The sequence below is a fragment of the Alicyclobacillus dauci genome, from assembly GCF_026651605.1.
GTDB classification, from domain to species: domain Bacteria; phylum Bacillota; class Bacilli; order Alicyclobacillales; family Alicyclobacillaceae; genus Alicyclobacillus; species Alicyclobacillus dauci.
In genome coordinates this window covers 3,351,114-3,374,950 of the sequence record NZ_CP104064.1, presented here as the reverse complement: position 1 = coordinate 3,374,950, position 23,837 = coordinate 3,351,114, and the positions used below count along the sequence as shown (strand labels likewise).

At 49.2% G+C, this 23,837-nt stretch carries 22 protein-coding genes and 2 pseudogenes; 18 read left to right on the top strand and 6 right to left on the bottom strand.

Annotated features, from left to right (window positions below; genetic code table 11):
* Positions 1-49: 49 nt before the first annotated feature.
* The gene (gene tnpB, locus NZD86_RS17090; protein ID WP_268043260.1) at positions 50-409 is read right to left on the bottom strand and encodes an IS66 family insertion sequence element accessory protein TnpB; all 360 of its coding nucleotides are present in this window, start codon (positions 407-409) and stop codon (positions 50-52) included.
* Positions 403-723, bottom strand: coding sequence for an IS66 family insertion sequence element accessory protein TnpA (gene tnpA / locus NZD86_RS17085; protein ID WP_268042949.1), 321 nt, complete (start codon positions 721-723; stop codon positions 403-405). The genes tnpB and tnpA overlap by 7 nt, the downstream gene beginning before the upstream one ends.
* A gap of 78 nt (positions 724-801) precedes the next feature.
* Here tnpA and NZD86_RS17080 point away from each other — a divergent pair, with 78 nt between their 5' ends.
* From NZD86_RS17080 to NZD86_RS17045, 8 genes and pseudogenes are all read left to right on the top strand, one after another.
* The gene (locus NZD86_RS17080; protein ID WP_326492677.1) at positions 802-1,008 is read left to right on the top strand and encodes a 3'-5' exonuclease; all 207 of its coding nucleotides are present in this window, start codon (positions 802-804) and stop codon (positions 1,006-1,008) included.
* Entirely contained in the window at positions 1,005-1,475 is a 471-nt protein-coding gene (locus NZD86_RS17075; protein ID WP_268043258.1) for a hypothetical protein, read from the top strand. The genes NZD86_RS17080 and NZD86_RS17075 overlap by 4 nt, the downstream gene beginning before the upstream one ends.
* A gap of 14 nt (positions 1,476-1,489) precedes the next feature.
* The gene (locus tag NZD86_RS17070; RefSeq protein WP_268043256.1) at positions 1,490-2,854 is read left to right on the top strand and encodes a type IV secretory system conjugative DNA transfer family protein; all 1,365 of its coding nucleotides are present in this window, start codon (positions 1,490-1,492) and stop codon (positions 2,852-2,854) included.
* Between the two features lie 111 nt (positions 2,855-2,965).
* Positions 2,966-4,281, top strand: a pseudogene (locus NZD86_RS17065) (IS110 family RNA-guided transposase).
* Between the two features lie 204 nt (positions 4,282-4,485).
* Positions 4,486-4,833 (top strand): NAD(P)H-binding protein, encoded by a 348-nt coding sequence (locus tag NZD86_RS17060; protein ID WP_268043255.1) that lies wholly within the window; start codon positions 4,486-4,488, stop codon positions 4,831-4,833.
* A 12-nt stretch (positions 4,834-4,845) separates the two neighbouring features.
* Positions 4,846-5,190, top strand: coding sequence for a DoxX family protein (locus NZD86_RS17055; RefSeq protein WP_268043254.1), 345 nt, complete (start codon positions 4,846-4,848; stop codon positions 5,188-5,190).
* Positions 5,191-5,457: 267 nt separating this feature from the next.
* On the top strand, positions 5,458-5,883 hold the full coding sequence (locus NZD86_RS17050) for a hypothetical protein (protein WP_268043253.1): 426 nt from the start codon (positions 5,458-5,460) through the stop codon (positions 5,881-5,883).
* 230 nt (positions 5,884-6,113) lie between these two features.
* Positions 6,114-7,808, top strand: a complete 1,695-nt coding sequence (locus NZD86_RS17045; protein ID WP_268043252.1) for a M3 family oligoendopeptidase — start codon at positions 6,114-6,116, stop codon at positions 7,806-7,808.
* 143 nt (positions 7,809-7,951) lie between these two features.
* On the opposite strand, the gene NZD86_RS17040 is transcribed toward NZD86_RS17045, so the two are convergent.
* Positions 7,952-9,169 carry an IS110 family RNA-guided transposase gene (locus tag NZD86_RS17040; protein ID WP_268042741.1) on the bottom strand — a complete coding sequence of 406 codons (1,218 nt, stop codon included), beginning with the start codon at positions 9,167-9,169 and terminating at the stop codon, positions 7,952-7,954.
* 696 nt (positions 9,170-9,865) lie between these two features.
* On the opposite strand from NZD86_RS17040, the gene NZD86_RS17035 reads away from it, so the two are divergent.
* Both NZD86_RS17035 and NZD86_RS17030 read left to right on the top strand, forming a co-directional pair.
* The gene (locus tag NZD86_RS17035) at positions 9,866-10,267 is read left to right on the top strand and encodes a GNAT family N-acetyltransferase (RefSeq protein ID WP_268043251.1); all 402 of its coding nucleotides are present in this window, start codon (positions 9,866-9,868) and stop codon (positions 10,265-10,267) included.
* A 190-nt stretch (positions 10,268-10,457) separates the two neighbouring features.
* Entirely contained in the window at positions 10,458-10,709 is a 252-nt protein-coding gene (locus tag NZD86_RS17030; RefSeq protein WP_268043250.1) for a putative signal transducing protein, read from the top strand.
* Positions 10,710-11,206: 497 nt separating this feature from the next.
* Here the strand turns inward: NZD86_RS17030 and NZD86_RS17025 are convergent.
* Positions 11,207-12,357, bottom strand: a protein-coding gene (locus NZD86_RS17025; protein ID WP_407655237.1) for an IS3 family transposase whose coding sequence is annotated in 2 segments (ribosomal slippage) — positions 11,207-12,081 and positions 12,081-12,357 — 1,152 coding nt in all. Because the reading frame shifts where the segments join, the coding sequence is not laid out codon by codon here.
* A 39-nt stretch (positions 12,358-12,396) separates the two neighbouring features.
* Between NZD86_RS17025 and NZD86_RS17020 the strand changes: the two genes are divergently transcribed.
* Positions 12,397-12,855, top strand: coding sequence for a 2-phosphosulfolactate phosphatase (locus NZD86_RS17020; protein ID WP_268043249.1), 459 nt, complete (start codon positions 12,397-12,399; stop codon positions 12,853-12,855).
* Positions 12,856-13,047: 192 nt separating this feature from the next.
* Here the strand turns inward: NZD86_RS17020 and NZD86_RS17015 are convergent, their stop codons facing one another.
* A complete protein-coding gene (locus NZD86_RS17015) occupies positions 13,048-13,989 on the bottom strand; it encodes an IS110 family transposase (protein ID WP_268043248.1) in 942 nt (313 codons plus the stop codon).
* 466 nt (positions 13,990-14,455) lie between these two features.
* On the opposite strand from NZD86_RS17015, the pseudogene NZD86_RS17010 reads away from it, so the two are divergent.
* The 7 genes and pseudogenes from NZD86_RS17010 to NZD86_RS16980 all read left to right on the top strand — a co-directional run bounded on the left by NZD86_RS17010 (position 14,456) and on the right by NZD86_RS16980 (position 22,061).
* Positions 14,456-15,693 (top strand): annotated as a pseudogene (locus tag NZD86_RS17010) (IS110 family RNA-guided transposase).
* A gap of 722 nt (positions 15,694-16,415) precedes the next feature.
* Entirely contained in the window at positions 16,416-16,691 is a 276-nt protein-coding gene (locus tag NZD86_RS17005) for a VOC family protein (RefSeq protein WP_268043246.1), read from the top strand.
* Between the two features lie 316 nt (positions 16,692-17,007).
* Entirely contained in the window at positions 17,008-17,763 is a 756-nt protein-coding gene (locus tag NZD86_RS17000) for a DeoR/GlpR family DNA-binding transcription regulator (protein WP_268043245.1), read from the top strand.
* A gap of 38 nt (positions 17,764-17,801) precedes the next feature.
* Positions 17,802-18,785 carry a galactose-1-phosphate uridylyltransferase gene (galT, locus tag NZD86_RS16995; protein WP_268043243.1) on the top strand — a complete coding sequence of 328 codons (984 nt, stop codon included), beginning with the start codon at positions 17,802-17,804 and terminating at the stop codon, positions 18,783-18,785.
* Complete coding sequence (locus NZD86_RS16990) at positions 18,778-19,971, top strand: galactokinase (protein WP_268043242.1); 1,194 nt, start codon at positions 18,778-18,780, stop codon at positions 19,969-19,971. Before galT ends, NZD86_RS16990 begins: the two co-directional genes overlap by 8 nt.
* Positions 19,968-20,975, top strand: a complete 1,008-nt coding sequence (gene galE / locus NZD86_RS16985) for a UDP-glucose 4-epimerase GalE (RefSeq protein WP_268043241.1) — start codon at positions 19,968-19,970, stop codon at positions 20,973-20,975. Before NZD86_RS16990 ends, galE begins: the two co-directional genes overlap by 4 nt.
* A gap of 6 nt (positions 20,976-20,981) precedes the next feature.
* Positions 20,982-22,061: a M24 family metallopeptidase gene (locus NZD86_RS16980; RefSeq protein ID WP_268043240.1), complete on the top strand. Its 1,080-nt coding sequence runs from the start codon at positions 20,982-20,984 to the stop codon at positions 22,059-22,061.
* 151 nt (positions 22,062-22,212) lie between these two features.
* Here NZD86_RS16980 and ptsP read toward each other — a convergent pair whose 3' ends face one another.
* Positions 22,213-23,811: a phosphoenolpyruvate--protein phosphotransferase gene (ptsP, locus tag NZD86_RS16975; RefSeq protein WP_268043239.1), complete on the bottom strand. Its 1,599-nt coding sequence runs from the start codon at positions 23,809-23,811 to the stop codon at positions 22,213-22,215.
* Positions 23,812-23,837: the final 26 nt, after the last annotated feature.

The following is a 23,837-nucleotide window of genomic DNA, read 5'->3' as shown; positions in this document are numbered from 1 at the left end:
GGGTTCCAATAACTTTTTGTTTCAAAATCCATGCCTGCCTTTCAGGCACTCAGACGACCTTTTGCGCCGCCACCTTGGGATGAGCTTTCTGCTGGTTGAGAGACAATCCATCCAGCAACCAATTCAACTGGCGTTGGCTAATGACAAGCGTCTTGTCCTGAGACGAGTTGGGCCACTCAAATCGGCCTCGTTCCAACCGGCGATACAATAACCAGAATCCGTTATACTGCCAATACAGAATCTTCAATTTGTCCCGCTGACGATTGCAAAAAACGAAGACACATTGGGAGAACGGGTCTAACTGGAATTGCGTTTGCACCAAGGCCGCCAATCCATCGATACTCTTCCGCATGTCCGTGACACCACACGCAAGATAGACGCGCTGTTCTGTACCGACATGGTTCAGCATGAGCCCGTGAGTGTCTCAACCAGGTCACGCAACAGTTGGGCGTCGTATCCCGGGTGTACTTCAATGGCAACGGAGCCAACCCGGACGAGCAGAGGGAGATTGGCAATGGACTCATGAACCTGCACGGGTAGAAAGTCAGTCGAAACGGACGGTTTCGGGGATTTTTCACGAAAGCGACTTACCCAATACCACAATTGATGTTCTTTTATGCCTTGCTCAGCGCACCACGCTGCGCCACTCAGACCGCTATCCCGGAATGCAGCTACGCGTTCACGCCACGTTTCTCGTAATTCTGCCAATTCTTTTTTGGTCATAACGAAGCCCTCCTTGAAAGTTTTAACTGTATTCTTTCAGGAATCCGGTATCCTCGCTAGGTGTGAAGAATTTGACGCATACTTATTGCGAACTTGGTGGATGGTTTCATTCCGTACCAACGAGCAGTTGATGAAGGCAACATCGAGGAAGAAACGAGACTATTTTACGTTGGAATGACTAGGGCTATGGATCGCTTGTATTTGTGTGTGCCAAAGACCATCGCAGAAAAGCCCTATATCCAATCTCGGTACATCGATGAACTGAAAGGAGCGTCTAAGCATTGAGGACATTAGCATTAGATTCCTTGTTCGACGAAGTGGAATCCAGAGTCCGTGAACAGCAGGAACAGGATGAGTGGGAAGCCCTCGCAAAAGAACATTTCCCTTTGCTCTGCGAAGAACTGTTTTCTAAAGTCGAGACATTGCTTAAGCCACTCCAATCACGGCTAGCAAAGTATGCAGATGCATCGATTGAACGTGTATGGAGCCTTACTCGGGTTGAAAATAGCCTTAAAGTCTCGTTTGCAGGTCATGAACTTGAGTTTAGGCCGATTGGGATCGAAGCGAAACAGCGTGGAGACAGGTTCACTGTACAGATACTGCGTAAGAATGAGGATTTGGTTGGTCGTTACGCTCCAATCACAACTGGAACGGTTGAAATGCAATTGGGTGTTCTTGGACACAGTGCCGTAACGGAAAATCTGGATGATAGACATCTCATTCAACTGTTACTCGCTGAGTTGATGGAATAGGGGAGGAAACGAAGTTGAAACCAAAACTCCCGATGCCGCACTTTACGTTCTCAATGGCGATGTTTGTTCATCACCCAGTGTTCTTATTGATACCAGCCCTAGTAATCCTAATGATACTTTCGTCAATATGGCGTATGGCACGCTTTCTATTCGCTCTTTCACTGGTCGGAGGGATTGGTTACGGCCTTTACGCACTGGGCAACGTCGTGAATCATGCCATGAACCGAACGAAAGGGAAGTCCAATTGGATCACGATGCCGATGATATCTGGTAAGGACAAGCCTTCTGCCATTCCGATTATGCAAGTTCATGGGTTTAACGACGGGGTCATGATCGTGCTCATCATTCTCGCACTGGCCGGGGCGCTCTTTTACGGGGCAGTTAAATCATCAGGGTATTCGATTGGATACGTGCTTAACCGTCTATGGGTCTACTTTGCCTCTCCAATCTATAGAGGAGGAAAAGGGGACACCTATACATTCCCGAATGTCACGCTTGGGGTAGGTATTGGTGAAGCAGAGCCGGGGCTTCCGGGGGCAAGCAACGGAGCTGGTAGACGTGTTGTGATGGAAGCAAAAGATCGTTTTCTCAATATGGGGATTATCGGACCTATTGGTTCCGGTAAAACTTTCATGACGATGAAGCCGATGATATTTCAAGACCTTGAGGCAATCTCACAAGGGACGATGGCGAATATCGTTTGGATATCTCCGCAACCAGAACCGTCTGTAGAAAAGTACGCAGAATCCCTTGGTCTTACTGTTCGCCGAATACACATCATCGATGGACAGGTGGATGGAAAGGGTACCAACATCCGATTTAACCCTCTTTCCGGTAACGACATTGACGCTATCATTAGTAACGTCAATATCGTTTTAAATGAGCAGACCGATGACAAAGGTAAGGGTGACGCGTTCTTTGACACGATGGCTGCGCAAGCCACTACAGACTCCTTGCAGTTGTACAAATACTTGCATGGTTTTGATTCGGAAGGCAACCAGGTAGAAATCGACATGATCGGATGGTACGACAACTATCTCGTGCGAATGGATGAGCTTTTCTATGAAGCCACCAGGGTTCAATTGGTCAGTGATTTGGCAATCAGAGGTCAATCAGACACGCCCATTACAGAAGCTAGAGCGGATTGGATTCGCCGTGTAGTTTGGCCAAAAATCAGTGAATCAGAACGAACTATGCTTCGTCGTGCGGCCGCCAGTATCATCAATGAGTTCGGTGGCGACGTGTCGGGGAAGAATGCCGAAGCCTACAAGAATATTATCCGAGGTCTACGCGGTAAGGTTCGTGTCCTAATTTCAAGCCAATACGTGCAAGAGTTATTAGACTCCCATGCCGCCGGGGCGGCACCAGCAGAAGGATGAAAATGCCTTTGTGTTGAATGATTTTTTGGTGGCTGGCGAAGGCAGGTCGTCACTCCTTGGTGCCTCGAGCCCGCTGATTAGACTGACTACGACGACCAGGTGCACCACAGAATGTCGCTCTCCTCCTCGGAGAAGCACGCAGGATGGAATGATCCGTTATGGTCGTTGCACCAGCCCTTCAATATTACCAGTCCATCAGGAAGGATTGGCATGGATGTCGTATACGAACGTTGTTGCGGCCTCGATGTGCACAAGAAGACGGTGGTCGCCTGTGTGCTGACGCCGGAGGCCAAGGAGATTCGCACGTTCTCCACGATGACGGAGGATCTCCTGGAGATGGTTGACTGGTTAGGACAACATGAATGCACGCATGTTGCTATGGAAAGCACAGCTTCATCTGGAAGCCAATCTACAACCTTCTGGAGTCGGCGGACTGTCAAGTGCTTGTGGTGAACGCCAAGCACATGAAGAACGTTCCGGGCCGTAAGACCGATGTGAAGGATGCCGAATGGATCGCCGGATTGCTCCGCCACGGGCTGTTGCAAGCCAGTTACATCCCCAACCGTGAACAACGGGAACTACGAGAACTCATTCGCTACCGCCGAAGTCTCATTGACGAGCGGGCAAGAGAGGTGAATCGGGTTCAAAAGGTGTTGGAAGGTGCCAACATCAAGCTTTCTGCAGTGGCCAGCAATACACTTGGCAAATCTGGGCGGGCGATGTTGGAAGCAATGATCCACGGAGAAGAAGACCCGGAGGTATTGTCAGGGTTAGCCAAAGGCCGGATGAAGGCGAAGAAGGCCGATTTGCACAAGGCACTGAATGGGCTTATGGGCTCCCACCAACGAATGATGCTGGCAGCCCAATTACGTCACATCGATTACTTAGATGAAGAGATTGCCCGGCTGGATGAAGAAGTCAAGGAGCGCATGCTCCCTTTTGAAGAAGACCTGGAGCTAGTGGACACCATCCCCGGTGTCGGTCGACGAACAGCAGAACAAATTCTGGCTGAAATTGGGACAGACATGACCCAATTTCCGTCTGCTGCCCATTTATGCTCTTGGGCAGGACTGGCTCCAGGGAACAATGAAAGCGCCGGGAAACGAAAGTCGGGGAAAACACGCAAAGGGAATCAAAAACTCAGAGCAGCGCTGGTGGAAGCAGCACGCGCAGCGGCGAGAACGAAGCAGACTTATCTCTCTGCCCAGTACCATCGAATTGCAGCTCGAAGAGGCAAAAACCGTGCAGCAGTTGCAGTGGCCCACAGCATCTTAACCATCGTGTATTACGTGTTACAGCGACGTCAGCCTTATATTGAACTCGGCCCAACATATTACGAAGCACGCAAGAAAGACGCAGTCGTAAAGCAGGCGATCCGGAAGTTGCAATCACTCGGGTTGGAGGTCACCGTAAAACCTGTTGCATAAATGATCTCCAGACATCACAGAGTTCCTTTTAAAACCCATCTTGTGGTGGGCTTATTTCAGTATGTCGTTTTACCCTGGTCATCGCTCAATTATTTTCAGGATAGGATCAGATATCGAGCAAGCAAAGGACCGTCCGAACTTCTCCTTTGAATCTTGGATTGACCCGCCTGAGTGGAAGAAACCAAGTGATGCAGATTTAAAATTGTGGAAGGAAGCCGCGCCACACGGTCAGGTACACCGACGGTAAAAGCGAAGGAGGATAATAGACAAGTTAGCACAGTCCTACCTGGCATTATGGCAAAACTTCTATTTCCAACGGGCTATCAAGAAATGAAAAGTATCGAGCAGATTATGAAAGATACCACATTGGATTGGACCGTTGTTCGCATTGTTAACCCAAATGTAAAGCACAGTGGTCAAGGCTACTCCATTTCACTGGGAGATACAAAAGCCAAGATGGGTGTATCACGAGAAAACGTCGCTAGATGTATGTACGACATCGCAAGAAATAATGAATTCATTAGGCAAATGCCAATTGTATTTAATGAATAGGAGGAAGTTCAAATGACAATTCTACGTTGGGTCTTGGAAGCCATTTTAATTTTAATGTTCTTGATGGCTGGATTCGGAAAGGTTGCAGGTTCGAAAATGCATCGAGAGGGGTTTGAACACTGGCGATTACCTCAGTGGTTTCGGGTTGTTACCGGCTTGGTAGAACTCATCGGCGCAGCACTGCTGATCATAGGTTTTTGGCATAAAGACTTTGTTATTGCAGGGGCTTTGGTACTCGGTGTTACAGCTATTGGCGGCATCATCACACATCTACGTGTTAAAGACTCCTTTAAGGACATGTCTATGATTTTGCTGCTTGGCATAATTTCTTTCGTACTACTGTTCATTACAATTTAACGCTTTTGAGACTTCACTTTGAAAAAATACCAAAACCCTTTGTTGAAAAATACGAAGCATCTATATTTGATCAAAGGGCGCTCATACGAGAAACGCATGGGTGCCCTTATTGCGCTAAAGGGGGCGAATGTCCCAGAAGGACTTGGTCTGACGAATACATAAATATACAGTATTAATTCCAATCTGTTACTGCGCTAGCGGGCAGGTTAACTGAATAGTGTGTCTAGCTAATGAATGATTGGTTGTAATAAGAATGGGGGCACTTATATGGGAAGATGGATGGGAAAAGTGTTTTTTACACAACTAATTTGCTTCGTGATTTTCCAACTGATCACTGCTTGGCTGTGGCATGTAGTTCGCTATACCTGGGGATTCGGACTTGTTCTGTTCATTATTGAAGGCATTTTGCTTCCGATTGGAATTAGTTGGTTTATGTTTTGGAAAACCATATCAACTCATATTCCGCAGTCGCGAAAGAGGATAGTTTACTGGAGTTTGTCTGTGTTGTACCTGATAAGTTTTATGGTTGGAGAATATGTTTATATGATTTTTTCTGGGTATCAGTCGGTGTACCGCGATTGGGGAGGCGGAGTTACACAGTTGGAGGCGGTCGGGGAATGGATAATCGCTTCATTGGTACTCCGACAAGCAATGCGATATTTTGAACTCGATTCCTACAGGAAAAATTCGTGATTACACAGGCATCGTTTCTCGGCTAATCGGGACAAAAACATCACAATCGTTCTCGACCTAAAGGGCAGTTTAGCGACATAACGTCTCCTTAGCATACTTTAATTTGACATCTCACCCCGTTGTTGTGTCACGAATAGGCAGCTATGTACAAGAAGCTCGGAGCTCGGGCTTGTTATGATCAAGGGGTTGTAATCCAATGTTGTATCATGAGAAAAGGGGAAGCGATGAAGGTGAAATTTACCGAATATCCTTATGCACGTCCAGACATAGATGCGATGGAAGCGGAATTTCGATCACTGGTGCAAGCATTTACAGAAGCGTCAAGCTTTGCGGCCCAGGTTGAGGTGATGGCCCAGATCAATCGTTTGCGGATCAAGTTGTCTACACTTGGCATGATCGTACACGTTCGACACACGATCAATACAAACGACGAATTTTACAAATCGGAACAAGATTTTTGGGATCAAAACAGTCCCCGCATTGATGGGTTGGTTAACGAGTACTATCGTGCAATAACGAGTTCACCTTATCGTACGCAATTGGAGCAAAAATGGGGGAAACAACTATTCCGCATTGCGGAGATGACCTTAAAGACATTTTCACCGGAAGTAGTGCCTGACTTACAGGAAGAAAACGCGCTCGTCAGTGAATATGCGAAATTGATGTCCTCTGCACAGATTTTGTTTGACGGTGAAGAGTGCAATTTTTCCCAACTAATCCCATACACAGCTTCTCCCGACAGGGAATTACGGAAACGTGCCAGCGAAGCCAAGTGGGCTTTCTTTCAAGAGCATGCAGACAAGCTGGATGAAATCTATGATCGTCTGGTGCAGGTTCGCACGCGCATTGCAAAAAAGCTTGGCTATGATAACTTTATCGAACTTGGCTATGCCAGGCTGGGACGAACCGATTATAACAGCGAGATGGTGGCAAAGTTTCGCCAGCAAGTTAAAGAATTGATTGTTCCGGTAGCAACGAAGCTAAGGGAGCGTCAAGCGCGCCGCATTGGTGTCGATACACTTCGTTATTATGACGAAGGATTCGGATTCGCAACAGGTAATCCTTACCCACAGGGAGACTCGGACTGGATTGTTCAGCGCGGCGAGCAAATGTACCGTGAACTTTCGCCTGAGACAGACGAGTTCTTCACATTTATGCAGAAGAACGAGTTGATGGATTTGGTCGCCAAGAAGGGTAAAAGAGGCGGTGGCTATTGCGAACCGTTTGCCGAGTATGAGGCGCCATTTATCTTTTCGAACTTTAATGGAACATTTGATGATGTCACCACTTTAACCCACGAAGCAGGTCATGCATTCCAGATATATTCGAGTCGGTTTGGTGTGCCGGAATACGCCGATTTCCCCACATTGGAAGCGTGCGAAATTCACTCAATGAGTATGGAATTTTTCACGTGGCCATGGATGGAACTGTTCTTCGAGCATGAGACAGAGAAGTTCAAGTTTATGCACTTGAGCGATGCCTTGTTATTAATTCCGTATTTGGTATCTGTCGATGAATTTCAACACTTCGTATACGCGCATCCAGAGGCGACGCCACAAGAGCGTAAACAAGCGTGGCGCGAGATTGAACGCAAATATCTGCCACACCGGAACTATGAAGGCAATGAGTTTTTAGAAAACGGTGGGTTCTGGCAACATCAGTTGCACATCTATCATTATCCGTTCTACTTCATTGACTACTCCTTAGCGCAAATTTGTGCCTTTCAATTCTGGAAGCGGTCAAATGAAAATAGGGAGCAAGCATGGGCAGACTACCTACACTTGTGCAAGCTAGGCGGCAGCCTGTCATTTACAGAGTTGGTCAAGGAAGCGAACTTAATTTCTCCGTTTGACACGGGCTGCGTACAATCGGTGATTGGTGAAATTGAAGCATGGTTGAATATGGTGGATGATTGTGCCCTATAAACGGGTCACCCGGACTTAGAACCGGCAAGCTTTGACGCTCTATCCTGAAAATAATTGAGCGATGACCAGGGTAAAACGACATACTGAAATAAGCCCACCACAAGATGGGTTTTAAAAGGAACTCTGTGATGTCTGGAGATCATTTATGCAACAGGTTTTACGGTGACCTCCAACCCGAGTGATTGCAACTTCCGGATCGCCTGCTTTACGACTGCGTCTTTCTTGCGTGCTTCGTAATATGTTGGGCCGAGTTCAATATAAGGTTGACGTCGCTGTAACACGTAATACACGATGGTTAAGATGCTGTGGGCCACTGCAACTGCTGCACGGTTTTTGCCTCTTCGAGCTGCAATTCGATGGTACTGGGCAGAGAGATAAGTCTGCTTCGTTCTCGCCGCTGCGCGTGCTGCTTCCACCAGCGCTGCTCTGAGTTTTTGATTCCCTTTGCGTGTTTTCCCCGACTTTCGTTTCCCGGCGCTTTCATTGTTCCCTGGAGCCAGTCCTGCCCAAGAGCATAAATGGGCAGCAGACGGAAATTGGGTCATGTCTGTCCCAATTTCAGCCAGAATTTGTTCTGCTGTTCGTCGACCGACACCGGGGATGGTGTCCACTAGCTCCAGGTCTTCTTCAAAAGGGAGCATGCGCTCCTTGACTTCTTCATCCAGCCGGGCAATCTCTTCATCCAAGTAATCGATGTGACGTAATTGGGCTGCCAGCATCATTCGTTGGTGGGAGCCCATAAGCCCATTCAGTGCCTTGTGCAAATCGGCCTTCTTCGCCTTCATCCGGCCTTTGGCTAACCCTGACAATACCTCCGGGTCTTCTTCTCCGTGGATCATTGCTTCCAACATCGCCCGCCCAGATTTGCCAAGTGTATTGCTGGCCACTGCAGAAAGCTTGATGTTGGCACCTTCCAACACCTTTTGAACCCGATTCACCTCTCTTGCCCGCTCGTCAATGAGACTTCGGCGGTAGCGAATGAGTTCTCGTAGTTCCCGTTGTTCACGGTTGGGGATGTAACTGGCTTGCAACAGCCCGTGGCGGAGCAATCCGGCGATCCATTCGGCATCCTTCACATCGGTCTTACGGCCCGGAACGTTCTTCATGTGCTTGGCGTTCACCACAAGCACTTGACAGTCCGCCGACTCCAGAAGGTTGTAGATTGGCTTCCAGAATGAAGCTGTGCTTTCCATAGCAACATGCGTGCATTCATGTTGTCCTAACCAGTCAACCATCTCCAGGAGATCCTCCGTCATCGTGGAGAACGTGCGAATCTCCTTGGCCTCCGGCGTCAGCACACAGGCGACCACCGTCTTCTTGTGCACATCGAGGCCGCAACAACGTTCGTATACGACATCCATGCCAATCCTTCCTGATGGACTGGTAATATTGAAGGGCTGGTGCAACGACCATAACGGATCATTCTATCCTGCGTGCTTCTCCGAGGAGGAGAGCGACATTCTGTGGTGCACCTGGTCGTCGTAGTCAGTCTAATCAGCGGGCTCGAGGCACCAAGGAGTGACGACCTGCCTTCGCCAGCCACCAAAAAATCATTCAACACAAAGGCATTTTCATCCTTCTGCTGGTGCCGCCCCGGCGGCATGGGAGTCTAATCAGATTTAAGGTGCTCTCGGATCATCAAGGTATATTGCCACCCTAAAAACGATTGATAAAGTCCCTCTTTTTTCATGAATAGGGACTTTATCTGTCTTTTAGTGCCCTATTGCACAAAATATCCCCAATACGACTACCGCCTCCCCGTGGCGCACATTCGGTGGCGAATGTGCAAGAAGCAACTCACGAATCGCGGCTTGGCTTACGTTGGCCTTAGCGTGCTATTTTTTCCGTTTCGTGAGCAGACCCCAGTATATCGTATATAAATTTTAAGGGTCTTCGGATTTTGTGGTGGAATCAGTACTTACAGCCACTCGTTGATCTTGCATAAATATTCAGTTTTGCGACGACACCAGTAATGTCGCTATTGGGCAGTTATGTTCAAGATCGTGATACGGTGGAATCGGAAAATACATGTAGAAATATTAAGGAGAGAGTCCGATATGTCTTCTATTGAATATCGTTTTAACGCACCAGTGACTGGGCAAGAAGTTGCGGATGTTTTCAAACGATCTGGGATTAATAGACCAACTGACGATGTTGAACGTATTCAAAAAATGATTGATCACGGAAACCTTATTATTACAGCGTGGGACGAAGGGAAATTAGTCGGGATTGCTCGTTCACTTACTGATTTCTGTTACTGCTGTTACTTGTCCGATTTAGCCGTTGACAAGGAATATCAACATAGTGGCGTCGGAAAAGAGCTGATACACCAAACACAAATGCGTTTAACCGACCAAGTGTCGCTGTTGTTGTTATCCGCTCCTACGGCGATGACATATTATCCAAAGGTTGGTTTTGATAAAGCGGAAAACGCCTGGATAATTCGACGGAAAAGATAATTGATGTATTTGAACTGAAGGGGTCAAGAACTGAAGAAATACGAATAGCAGGGATGGAAATAACATACGAGCCAACGGCATCTGGTTTATTGCACATGAGGGCAGGAGTGTTTAATAGTGAGCATAGCTTATTTTATGGTATGTTTTGGAGAGAAGAGCGTGCGGACGTACCTTTTAGGGGGTTCCAATAATGTCTTGGTTCAAGAACCTGTTTTCCAAGTGGGTCAACGTTTATATCGCAACAAATCAAGATGATTACTTTCGAGTTGCGAACAAGTTGCAAAACGAGGGTATATCCTTTCGAACCAAATCACCTTTTAACCCCAACCTACCAACAGGTATGGGGTATTCTTCAAGGGACACGCAAATAACGTACTATGAGATTTACGTAAAGCCTGACGACGAGTATCGTGCCATGAAAGTCATCCATGAAAAGGAATAACAAAACTGAGGCATAAAACCGTTAGTAAAATTCTGGTTATTAAACAAACGGGGGCTTATGCGACGCAGGCATCGGCTCCCTTATTGCGGGCAGGAATACGCAAGAGCCGTACTATGTAAAAGGAGGTCGTAAATATTAACGAAGATGTTTTTAATCAAACTCAATACCCCGTTCGATTTGAATGGGGAGCAGAAGGTGTACGTCGACTAGCTCCATTATCAAGTGTAGTAGTCATCATTGATGTTTTATCGTTTACAACTTGTGTTGAAGTTGCAGTGTCAAAAGGAGTTACCGTATTTCCATATCGGTACAAAGACGAATCTGCCAGAACATATGCTGAGTCAGTCGATGCCGTTTTAGCTGGTAAACGTGGCGAGTCTCCATCGCTTTCTCCAGGTTCTTTATTCTCGCTCTCACCACAAACCCGTATTAAGGTGGACCCCTTTGTCAAGACACTGATTTTTTAGTTTAAGTTATGAAGTCTTATTACTGATTTTTCAGATAGCATTGGGAGGGTGTAATGCATTTCGACCCTCTTGGAAATAGATTTCAGCCGGTGTCAGATATCCGAGTGATTGGTGTGGGCGGTCGTAGTTGTACTCATTAATGAATTTGCCAATCTGTTGTCTGGCTTCCTTTGGGCTGTTGTACTCTTGTAGATAGACGTGGTCATACTTCAACGTCCTCCAGAAGCGCTCGGTGATGATGTTGTCGAGTGCCCTGTTTTTGCCGTCCATACTGATTTGGACCCCAGCTTCTTTGAGCAGGTTTGTGTATTGGTCGCTGGTGAAATGGCTACCTTGGTCGCTGTTCCAAATCACTGGTTTGGCTTGGCGTAAGGCTGAGCGGACTGCAGTCAGAACGAATGGCATTTCAAGGGTGTCATCCAATTGCCAGCTCACGACATAGCGTGAGTACCAGTCAATCACCGCTACCAGGTACATCCATCCGTGTTTGAGGCGGATATAGGTAATGTCGATTCCCCAGACGTGATTCGGATAACTTGGTGTCACATTGCGCAACAAGTACGGGTAAATCTTGTGCTTCAGGTTGCGTTTGCTCAGGTTTGGGCCTGGATAAATTGCTTCGATGCCCATCTCCCGCATGCAGCGCTGTACACGCTTCCGGTTTACTTCCCAACCTTCACGTCGCAACATGTGCACGATTTTACGGCTGCCATAAGTCGGGTGTGCAGTGTATATTTCATCGATCTGATGCTTCAGTCTTACCTCATCTTCCGACGGCTGCACGGGCTTATAATAGAGGCTGGATCGGCTTAGGCTCAGGAGATGAGCTTGGGTACGCAGGGGAACCTTTTCGTTCTCTCGCTCCACCATGGACGTACGCTCACTCCTTGTCCGGATTGATGCCACTCTTTTTTTAGCCACTCCAGTTGAGTGGTGAGTTGACCGACCTTGGCGTAGAGTCGTTCGATTTTCTGCTCCTGTGCCTTCTGTTCTTTGACCGCCTTCCGTTCATCTACGAACAAGCTGGACATGTTCTCTAGGGCGACTTTCTTCCACTGGCTCAATTGCACCGGGTGAACACCGTACTCCGAAGCAATCTGCGCCATGGTTTTTTCCTCTTTTAGAATCTCTTGGACGACTTTGGCTTTGAACTCGGGTGTGTACTGTTTTTTCATAGGCATAGTGTAACCCAACTGTCCTCCTATCTGGTGTCCGGATTCTTGGGTCCACTATATATTGTGCTACCTTCTCCGAACGGTTCAACCTGCACTGTTATCGCTAAAGAGTCGAATGTAATTACGATTGCTGGGTGTATACGGAATGGGTTCGCTGTTTCAAGTTTTATACAAGAACGTTATCCAGATAGCGTCATAAGTGTTATTGCATGTGGTGAACAATGGTCGAATGGCGTCTTACGTCCAGCTATTGAAGATTTGATTGGGGCTGGAGCAATTCTAAGTCAATTTGACCAATCACTTCTTTCACCAGAAGCCAAGATTGCTGTAAGTGCATTTCGACATGCAGAGCATGACATACAAAAGATTTTGATAGAATGTTCATCTGGTCGTGAATTAGCAGAAAAGGGCTTCCCAGAGGATGTTAGCATCGCAAGTGAACTCAATGTTAGCCACGTAGTTCCTGTATTTCATAACGGAGCTTATATCCAAACTTTTGACTAAACGTTCTGTCGCTAACGGGTGCGATAGCGACAGAAGCCCCTTCACTGAAAAGTGTATAAATACACGGAACGCGGTATATTCACAACCGCGTTTCTTCATCTCTAAATCTACACAAACATGCTTAGAGTAAAGAATATTGGTTTTTACGATCCAATAAATGTCTTAGCGTATATTTTCGTTAAAATGTCGGCCCTACCCCCTCTTGAACTGGCTAACGTCCAGTTCAGCCACATTGCCAGAAGCGAAAATGGGACCGATACCGGGAATGGAATCGAGCGTTTGCGGGATCGTCGCCAAGTGGTCCTCGATGCCTTTACGCAGCGCCTTAAGCTGCTCTTGTGCCGTGCGAATCATGCGAATGCTGGACGCCATCGCGAGATTCACCGAGTCCGACATCGACTGCGGCAACCGGTACGAGGAGCGAGCGGCCTTCTGCAAGGCCTGAGCGACTGCCTCGGGGTTTTCGAAACGATTCTTGCCATGCTCGACAAGGAAGTCAATGAGACGATCCAAGGACATCTCAGCGATTTCCTCGGCGGATTCAAATTCCTCCATGACGGCCAATGACGTGGCAGAGAGCTTGTTTCTACGAAAGGGTCCAGTGATGGTATAGTCACTGAACTTGAGAAACAGGTTCGTCATGAGGAAATTGCTTTCCCGAGTCAGGTCCTGCATCAGGTGATAGCGAGTACGTGTCAGACGTTGCAGCGCCATGAGCGGTTCGCTCCACGTAAACGGATGCGGGAGAAGGCCTGTCCGAAGCTTGGCTGCGATGAACCAGGCATCCACTCTGTCGTTCTTGGGGGCGCTCAGGAAATGAGACTTCTTAAACTCCCGGATGAGGCTGAGATTAAAGACGTACACCTTACGCGGAACGCCGAAGTCCAAGTGACGTTGCAGATACATGGCGGCATGAGTTGAGAAACAGCCCGTATGTTCGAGGCCGAAAAGAATCTCTTCAGACTGGAGCTGTTTCGCCAGCTTGGTGATGCGCTCCTGAAACTCTAAAATACCGGGACGATTGTTGGTAACAGTGAATCGACTCACTGGTCGTTTCTCATCGTCCCGCGTCAAACAGCAAACCACGTTGGCTTCGCTGCTTACATCAATTCCGACAAATAACGGAGAGGGCATGGTATCACCTCCTCGTATAGTATTTTTCGATTCTTCTTTTTGAAGAATTTCCAGTAAAAAATTGTTTTTAGATGGAGCAAGTAGCCGAACCCGCACCACAGCCCGGAGGGCGAGGAGCGGAAGTCGGGGTCCGCCCGAAAACAGGCCTCCTTGAAAACTTAATAAATCGCAATTGGGTCTTGGACTCTTCGTGATGTTCCCAGACAATGATCCTTGGGTCATTTGGGGAAATTCGTTCATCTCCTGTAGCTCGACTACGTCTAAAGTCTGTTTCCCCAGCACTCGCGTGTACTTCTAACCCGTTGGCTGTTCCCTTTGGCAACCCATGCTCGAAAGTAGCAGATTCGAGGCGGCTCATGGATCGAAGGAAGTTCTCATATGCGAGGGTGATTGATCTGCGAGCGCGCTGGGGGCGTCCCGAAGAGTCCAATTCCCCAAATCCCTAATTCAGAAGGGAGGGATAACCTTGAAATTATTCGTCGGTATTGACGTTAGCTCTGAAGACTTAAAAGTCTGCGCCATGAACATCGTTGGTGACACACTGGATTCCTTCACAGTCACGAATAACCACGATGGGGCTTCCCGTTTGCGGGACAAGCTTCTGTCCCTAGCAGATAAGGAAAAATCCAAGGAAATCCACGTCGGACTTGAATCCACATCCGTGTACAGTTGGCATCCCGCCATGTTTTTGCACGAAGATAACTCGTTACAAAAACGCGGCACCAAAGTGTTTACCATCAATCCCAAGCTCATTAGTAAGTTCAGGAGGCTTACCCCGACCTGGACAAGACCGATTATATTGATGCCTGGATTATCGCTGACCGGCTGCGTTTCGGACGACTGCCGATGACCGTGGTACTGCAAGAACAATACATTGCTTTACAGCGCCTTACTCGCATGAGATTTCATCTCGTGCATAATCTGACGCGTGAAAAGCAGTACTTTTTGCAACACCTGTTCTTCAAATGCAGCGCTTTTACCAGCGAGGTGGAAAGCGATGTCTTCGGTCATGCCATCACCGAGTTGTTGCTGGAGCAGTATAGTCTTGATGAAATCGGATCCATGGAACTGGCGGATCTTGCAGATTACCTAAAAGAGAAAGGCAAGAATCGTTTCCCTAATCCGGAGAAGGTCGCCAAGTGCATTCAGAAGGCCGCCCGTTCCTCATACCGCCTCTCCAAATGTGTAGAGGATACGATTGACATCCTGCTTGCTACTTCCATCGAGTCTATACGAACTATCAAGCAACAGATCAAACAGATTGACCAAGCTATCGCGCGACTGCTGGACGGCATCCCGAACACGCTGGAGACCATTCCCGGCATTGGACGCGTTTACTGCGCCGGCATTCTTGCCGAGATCGGCGACATTCACCGGTTTAAAGACCAAGCCGCCGTTGCAAAGTATGCGGGTCTCACGTGGCGTAAACACCAATCCGGTAAATTTGAAGCCGAAGATACTAAGCGAATCAAATCTGGTAACCGGTTCCTCCGCTATTACCTTGTTGAAGCCGCCAACTCGGTAAAACGACATGATCCAGAATTTCAGAATTACTACCAGAAGAAATTCGCTGAGGTGCCAAAGCACCAACATAAAAGAGCCCTCGTCTTAACCGCAAGAAAACTTGTACGTCTGGTCGATGTGCTGCTACGCAACGACCAAATCTACACGCCTAGAAGGAAGGTGAATACGGAGAAGCAATAATCGCCTCCTTATCATCCTTTGGTAACAGTTCCAGTTCGAGGAACAAACTCAGACTGGGTTTCTTTAGTGCTGTCTTTTTCACTGACTCACGGTAATTTGGTCCAACAAAATTTCCATTTTTCGAGTTTCAGGAACTTGACATATTACCGTTGGACTTCGGCTGGGATGCAGATGTCTACGGCCTTGGGATGACCCTGGGAAACCCATGAACGACAGCCTTGCGAGCTATTGGAATACACCGGGCGTCATCGGTGCACGAGCCTCCCTCTGCTGGCAGGAGGGATGACTGACCGGGAAACAGTCAGCGTGTAGGTCTATTCCATGGGGCCAGGGGAACACTCTCAATTCGGAAGACACCCTTAAATAAGGGGCAACGGGGGGCATTGGAACATTCCCTTGGTAAACACCTAAGGCTATTGTCCCAAGGTCAGCCCAAGGTCGCAAGCAGTCTGTGTTCTGAGTTGATGGTCACGGTGGATGGACTCCTTACGGCTCCCGCGCTTACGCTTGGGCTACATCCTCCACCTACTAATTTTCAAGGAACAGAAATTTATAAGAGTAACTATTTAATCTGGTTTTATGTAAACCAAATCGGTAGCTGCTCTTAATATACAAGGGGGCATACAACATGAAAATGGTCTTTTCCGATCCTTCGTATCCAGTAATCTCGGTCGATATATCCGTGGATACAGATTCACGAATAATCCACATTCTCGACCAAAGTGAAGACACGCGGGCATTCTGTAAACTCTTCATTCGAACGTTTCATCGGAACCAAAATTGCAGATACAACGCAGGGCACAGAAGTGTTGCTCACCATCGGTGCAGATAGTGAGGGAGAAGTGGATGAAATGATAACAAAGGTGATTAAGGCTGGTGGCTCCATCTTTGGTAAGCCCACTGACCACGGTTGGATGTACGGTGCCGGCTTCGCGGATTTGGATGGTCACCGGTGGAATGTATTGTATATGGACATGAGCAAGATGCCGAAGGTGTAAAGATTATATCCAGCTTGGTGAACTTCCTGTCGGAGTATTTCCCACGAACGCTCGCGCCCTCGTGACATCTGTTGTCACGTTCCGCTGTCCGATTATCTCATACCATCACAGAAGGGACCTCATGGGCCAATCGAATTCGACATCCCAAATTGCCCAAGCTGTCGTTCAAGGACCGTGTTTCCTGTGACGACAGCGTTTTTGTTCTGACCAAATGATACATAATGGTCCTTTGGTTTATCATTTTTTATCATACAAAGAACAATTGAAGATAAAATATGATAAGATGAAGAGAGGAATTTAACGAGGATGTGGTGTCATGTATCCGCATGAGCGCCGGGAAGCCCTGCTAACACTCCTCTCCAAACACGGTTTCGTATCATACCGGGACCTGGCGGATGAGTTAGGTGTGTCAGAGGTAACGATACGACGTGACTTACGGAATTTGAAGGATGAGGGGTTAGTTGAAACCGTTGTCGGTGGCGGGCAAGTCAAGGGCACCGCGAGTGAAGTCAGTTTTATGAGCAAGCGCGTTCTCCAACAGGAGAGCAAGCAACAGATTGCCCGGGCCGCTCTCAAGTTGATTGAGCCGGGGATGACCATCGGGTTCACGGCAGGAACGACCACCTGGACGCTTGCACAGTCGATTCGGGGGTTTCAGGATTTGACGTTTGTGACCAACTCGACGAATGTCGCGCTGGGTTTGACGTCAAACGGATATCATGACATTTACTTGACCGGTGGACACTTTCGAACCCCTTCGGACGCACTCGTTGGCCCCTTGGCGGAAACTGCTGCAAGCCAGTTACACACGGATCTTCTGTTCATGGGTGTCCACGGAATCCATCGTGAAAATGGCCTGTCTACACCAAACGTTCTCGAGGCATCCATCAACCGAGTGCTGATGCGTAAGTCGGATCGCGTGGTTTTGCTGTTCGATCACACAAAATGGGGTGTTGAAGCCCTCGCGCACATTGCGGCGCTTGACGAGATCGACGATATTGTCACGGACACCGATACACCCGAGACAAGCGTTGCGAAAGAACTCGGCATTCAAGTTCATATTGCGACTTGAGACACGACTTTTAATCTGATTACCTGGAGGGACTTGACGTGGCTGAACTTCGATATAATCCATTGCTCCGCGATTGGACAATGGTCGCATCCAACCGCCAAAACCGACCCAATATGCCAAAGACGGATTGTCCGTTTTGCCCGGGTTCTGGCAAGGTTCCGGATCACTATGATGTATATCAATACGATAATGACTTTCCGGCATTGTCACCGACTCCACCGACACCGGATGATGTGGCCACGGGGCTTTACAAGGTTGCCCCTGCATATGGCAAGTGTGAAGTTGTTCTCTATTCATCGGACCACAATACCACGTTGCCGCAACTTCCGGTGAGCCACATTCGCAAATTGGTTGACCTGTGGCAGGAACGGTTTGTTGAGTTGAGTCGTGACCCGAAGCACAAATATATTTTCATTTTTGAAAATCGCGGCCCGGAGGTCGGCGTGACGATGCCGCATCCTCATGGTCAGATTTACGCATATCCGTATGTTCCGCAAAAAATTCGCGTGGAATTGGAATCGTCCAAAATTCATCATGAGGAGACGGGGCACTGTCTCGTCTGCGACATCAACGCGGAGGAGGTCGCGTTTGAGAAGCGCGTCCTATGTGAAACGAAGCATTTCATCAGCTACATTCCATTCTTTACAGACTATCCGTATGGTGCCTTTATCGCGGCAAAATCGCACAAACCGAGCATCGCTGAGTTTACGGATGAAGAGAAAGATGACTTGGCGACGATTTTGAAACAGGTCACAGGCGGCATGGACCAACTCTTTCATCGCGAGTTTCCGTATATGATGGCCGTGCACCAACACCCCGTCAACGGGGAAGATGCATCGCAATATTACCATTTTCATATTGAGTTTTATCCACCACTTCGTGCGGCGGATCGGATTAAATATCTGGCCTCATCTGAAACAGGTGCTTGGGCACCGTGCAACCCGCTCGCTGTAGAGAACACGGCAGTCGAATTGCGTGCGGCCATTTCCAAAGTGAGAGAGGAGATGGATCGCAATGCATGAGCAGGAAACCCTGTGGCGTCAGTTTGAACAATTCTCGCCGGGGCCTAGGCAAGCGGTTCGGATGTTTTTTGCGCCGGGTCGGGTGAACCTGATTGGTGAACATACAGACTACAACGGCGGTTTCGTATTCCCTGCCGCTTTGACCATGGGCGTTTGGGCTTGGGTGAGGACGCGAACAGACGGCATCGTACGGTTCTATTCAATGGAGTTTCCTCAGGCTGTGGAAAGAAAGTTGAGTTCGCTCCGTTACGACAACGAGGATGACTATGCGAACTATCCGAAAGGGGTCATCGACGCCATTCAATCCTCTCTGCATGTAACGTTTACGGGAGGAGACTTTTTCTTCTATAGCAACTTGCCAAACGGTGCCGGATTGTCCAGCTCGGCGGCCCTTGAAGTCGTCACTGGGACGGCAGTTTCTTCCTTGAGTGGAGAGTCCATCGGTCCGGAACAAATCGCGCGGTTGTCTCAGCACGCGGAGAACCATTTTGTGGGTGTCAACTGCGGGATCATGGATCAGTTTGCCGTGGCGATGGGGCGGCGCGATCACGCCATTTCACTCAACTGCCAAACACTCGAGTACACACTGGTTCCCGTTGTGCTGGGAGACTATCGCCTCGTTATCAGCAACACCAATCATCGTCGGGGATTGGCTGATTCGAAGTACAACGAGCGCCGTCAAGAATGCGAAGATGCGCTGAGCCGGGTCTCCCACTTGGACGCGGGATGGGCGTACCTCGCTGACATTCCCGAAAGTCGATGGCAGGAGGTTTACGAGGTCCTGGAGAATGAACCTGTCCTACTCAAACGCGCACGACACATTATGACGGAAAACAAGCGTGCAAAGGATGCTGTTCGCGTGCTCAGCGCCGGTGATTTAGAACAGTTTGGCTGCTTGATGAACCAGTCCCACGAGTCTCTGCGCGATGATTACGAGGTGACGGGCACGGCGCTTGATGCCCTCGTTGAGGCGGCATGGGAAGTCGAGGGCTGCATCGGCTCGCGAATGACCGGTGCTGGTTTCGGTGGCTGTACGGTTAGTATCGTTCGGGCGGATCGAGTGGAGGCGTTTCAGTCGCTGGTGGCGAAGCGTTACACGGAGCAAACGGCACTTGAGCCGACGTTCTATGTCAGTTCAATCGGCGACGGTGCACGGGAATTGGATGAGGGAGAGATCGCGAAATGAGTGTATTGGTTACAGGTGGTGCCGGATATATCGGCAGCCACACGGTTGCCGAATTAGTGGCTGCGGGCGAATCGGTTGTTGTCGTGGACAATCTTCAGACGGGGCACCGCGGCGCTGTTTTGGAAGCGTTCAATGTGCCTTTTTACAATTGTGACATCCGGGATACGAAACAGCTCGTCACAATCATGAACGATCACGCTGTCGACACGGTCATTCATTTTGCAGCCGACTCCCTTGTGGGAGAGAGTGTCACGAATCCGCTCAAATATTACGACGACAACGTCGCTGCCACCGGAAAGCTTCTGCAAGCTATGGTTGAGGCAGGAGTACTTCGTATTGTCTTCTCGTCCACGGCTGCTGTTTATGGAAAACCATCTCGTGTACCCATTTCGGAAGCCGATGCGAAGCAGCCGGAGAACCCGTATGGGGAGACGAAACTGGCCATCGAGCGGATGTTCCACTGGACGCACCGAGCGCATGGTTTGTCATCCATTTCCCTCCGGTATTTCAACGCTGCAGGTGCGCACGGCTCACTGCCGATCGGTGAGGACCACCGACCAGAGAGTCACCTGATCCCGATTATTTTGCAAGTTGCCCTGGGACAGCGACCTCATATCCAAGTGTTCGGTGATGATTACGAGACACCGGACGGTACGTGTATCCGCGACTATATCCATGTGATGGACTTGGCGAGTGCGCATCGCTTGGCAGTTCGATACTTGCGCGAACACGACGCGGGTGTGAACGCGTTCAATCTTGGCAACGGGAACGGCTTCTCTGTCAACGAGGTGATTGAAGTGGCACGGACTGTGACCGGGCACCCGATTCCTGCACAAGTCGCACCCCGCAGGGCAGGAGATCCGCCGCAACTCATCGCTGATTCCTCACAGGCGCAACAGGTGTTGGGGTGGACACCCGTGCGCCGTGACCTCGCTACAATTATCAGCGACGCTTGGAAATGGCACAGTTCACATCCGAACGGTTACGACGATTCTACGAGGTGATCATCGATGGAAAAACAAGTTGCACAGTGTCGGGCGCTTATGGATGCGCTGAATGTGGACGCGCTGCTGTTGCGGACGAGATCGAATTTTGCGTGGTTGACGGACGGACAAGACAATCATATTGAACTGGAACTGACAACAGGTGTGGCGGATATCGTGGTCCTCCACGATAGGGTTTTGGTGATCACAACAGAAATAGAAGCATCGCGCATTCAAGAGGAAGAGCTGAAGGATCGTCCTGTTGAATTGGTTTCGGTGAAATGGACGGAAGGCGTTGAACCTACACTCCAAACGTTACTCAAGGGAAAAAAGGTTGCATCTGACGTGCCCTTTGGCGATGCTCGAGTGGTTTCAAATGAACTGTCGAGCATTCGGCGCCGCTTAGGAGAAAGACAAGTTTCGCAGTACAAGGCACTTTGTTTGGACGCGGCACAGGTACTCGAGGGGGTGGCCAAGCGCATTCAGCAGGGGCAGTCGGAGTTCGCTATCGGTGCTCAGCTTATGTCGGGCCTTGCAGAGCGAGGCTGCACACCACACGTGATTCTAGTCGCGACGGACGAGCGCATCTTTAGGTATCGCCACCCCATTCCGACGGCGAAGCAACTCGACAAGTACGCCATGATGGTGGTTTGTGCTCGCCGTCATGGCCTGATCGCCAATGTGACACGGTTCGTGCACTTCGGGAAGCTTGATGATAACTTGCAGGAGAATCGGGAAAAGTGCGCTTATATTGACGTCCGCATGAATGCGGCGACGCGACCCGGGAAGCGGGTGTCGGATGTCTTTCAGACGGCGATTGACGCGTATCGTGAAGTGGGCTACCCGGACGATTGGCGTTTCTTGCATCAAGGTGGACCAACCGCATATGCTTCTCGTGAATATTTAGCGAGTCTGGAGACGAACGAAGTCATTCAAACAAATGAGGTCTACGCTTGGAATCCAGCCATCCGTGGGATTAAATCGGAGGACACGATTCTCGTGGAGCAAGACGCTAACACATTTCTCACGCATACGGGTGATTGGGAATACCTCACCGTCACGCATGACGGCGTGAAATATGAGAGACCTGACATCCTCATTCGCTAAGTGGACGAGATAGAGCCGACGAGATCGTTCCCGTAGAATTCGTTCAAGATGGTCCGTTGTCGCAGAGAAAGGCCTATTCACCGCCATCAGGCGGAATGAGTAGGCCTTTCGTTTTGCTAACATGAACTGCTTCTTGTAGTAGTTACAACCGTTACAGCTCGCGAATGGCCGTTTTGACCAGGCCGATGCGTTTGGGTGACATACTGAGTTCCTCAAACCCGAGTTCCACGAGTTTCGGAACGAATTCCAGTGTGCCAGCCAATTCGCCGCACATGCCAACCCATGCACCGTGCTGAAGGGCACCGGCAGCGACTTGTTCCAGCAAGCGCCAGAGGCCTGGATGCGTTGGTTCATACCACTCTGTAACATTCGGATTCATTCGGTCCGAAGCAGTGGTGTACTGAATCAGGTCATTTGTTCCGACACTGACAAAGTCCAGCTTTTCCGCAAGCAAATCCGTTATGAGGGCAGCGGCCGGGACTTCGATCATCGCCCCAAGCTCGACTTCACCAAATGATTTCCCTTCAGCCGACAGGGCTGTTTTCGCGTCCTCAACGGCTTGAATGGCCGCTTCAACGTCCGCGACATTGGTGACCATGGGGAACATGAGCGATATTTTCCCGTGCGCAGCAGCACGAAGGACTGCTTTCAGTTGAGTCTGAAAGAGTTCCGGGAAACGCAACGTGTAACGGAGTCCGCGCACACCAAGGAACGGATTCTCTTCGTCATCAAACTCAAGGTAGGAAACCTTCTTATCCGCACCTGCATCAAGTGTTCGGATGACGACACGTTTTCCTTGCATCCCTTCCGCTACTTGGCGGTATGCCTCATACTGCTCGTCCTCTGTGGGGGCTGAAGCACGGTCCATAAAGAGAAACTCAGTTCGGAATAAGCCAATGCCGTCAGCACCGTTTTCGATCACGCTTTCCAGATCGTCCGGACCACCTATATTTGCGGCGACTTCAACGACACGACCCGTCGACGTCTTCGCTTCCAAATGCCGGTTCGCAAATGCGTCTTTCATTCTGGATTCAAATTCATTACGTTCCTGGATGAGCTTGGTTTGTGTCTCTTCGTCTGGCGAGATCGTCACATGCCCGTCCATGCCGTTTAATGCCACAGTGGTGCCATTTACAAATGACGAGTTGGAAACGCCCGTCACCATGGGAATACCAAAATTACGTGCAAGGATGGATACATGGCTCGTGGTTCCACCTTGTTCGGTTATGATGCCTGCTACACCGTTTGATCGCACTTGCAGGAATTGGCTCGGCAAGAGCTCAACCGCGCAAATGACAGAACCCTTCGGTGCATTCGCGACGCCAGTCCTTCCTAACAGCGCATTCAACCATTGCAGTCGAATGTCTCGTAAATCTTGAGCCCGTTCGCGCAGGTACTCGTCTGGCAGGGACTCAAGCATGTCGGCGTAGGATAGAATGTTGTGACTGACTGCATATTCCGCAGTCTCTCGGTTTTCTTTCACAGAGGCTTCGATGCCGGATGCTAACTCTGGGTCACTGAGCATCGTCAAGTGGGCTGTTAAAATCTCCGCATGCGCACTGTCGCCGAACTGTGCTACCTGATTTTCTAAGCTCTGTTGAACTTGTTGTTTTGCTTGTAAAATGCGATTCCATTGGCCGTCAGGATCTGACGTCGTTGCTGGTTGAATGTCGAGATCGCGTTCATCTAAAACAAAACAAGGACCCATGGCGATCCCTTCGGAGACCGCCACACCTTGTAACTTTTGCATGTCCTTTTCCCCCAAATTCCCAGACA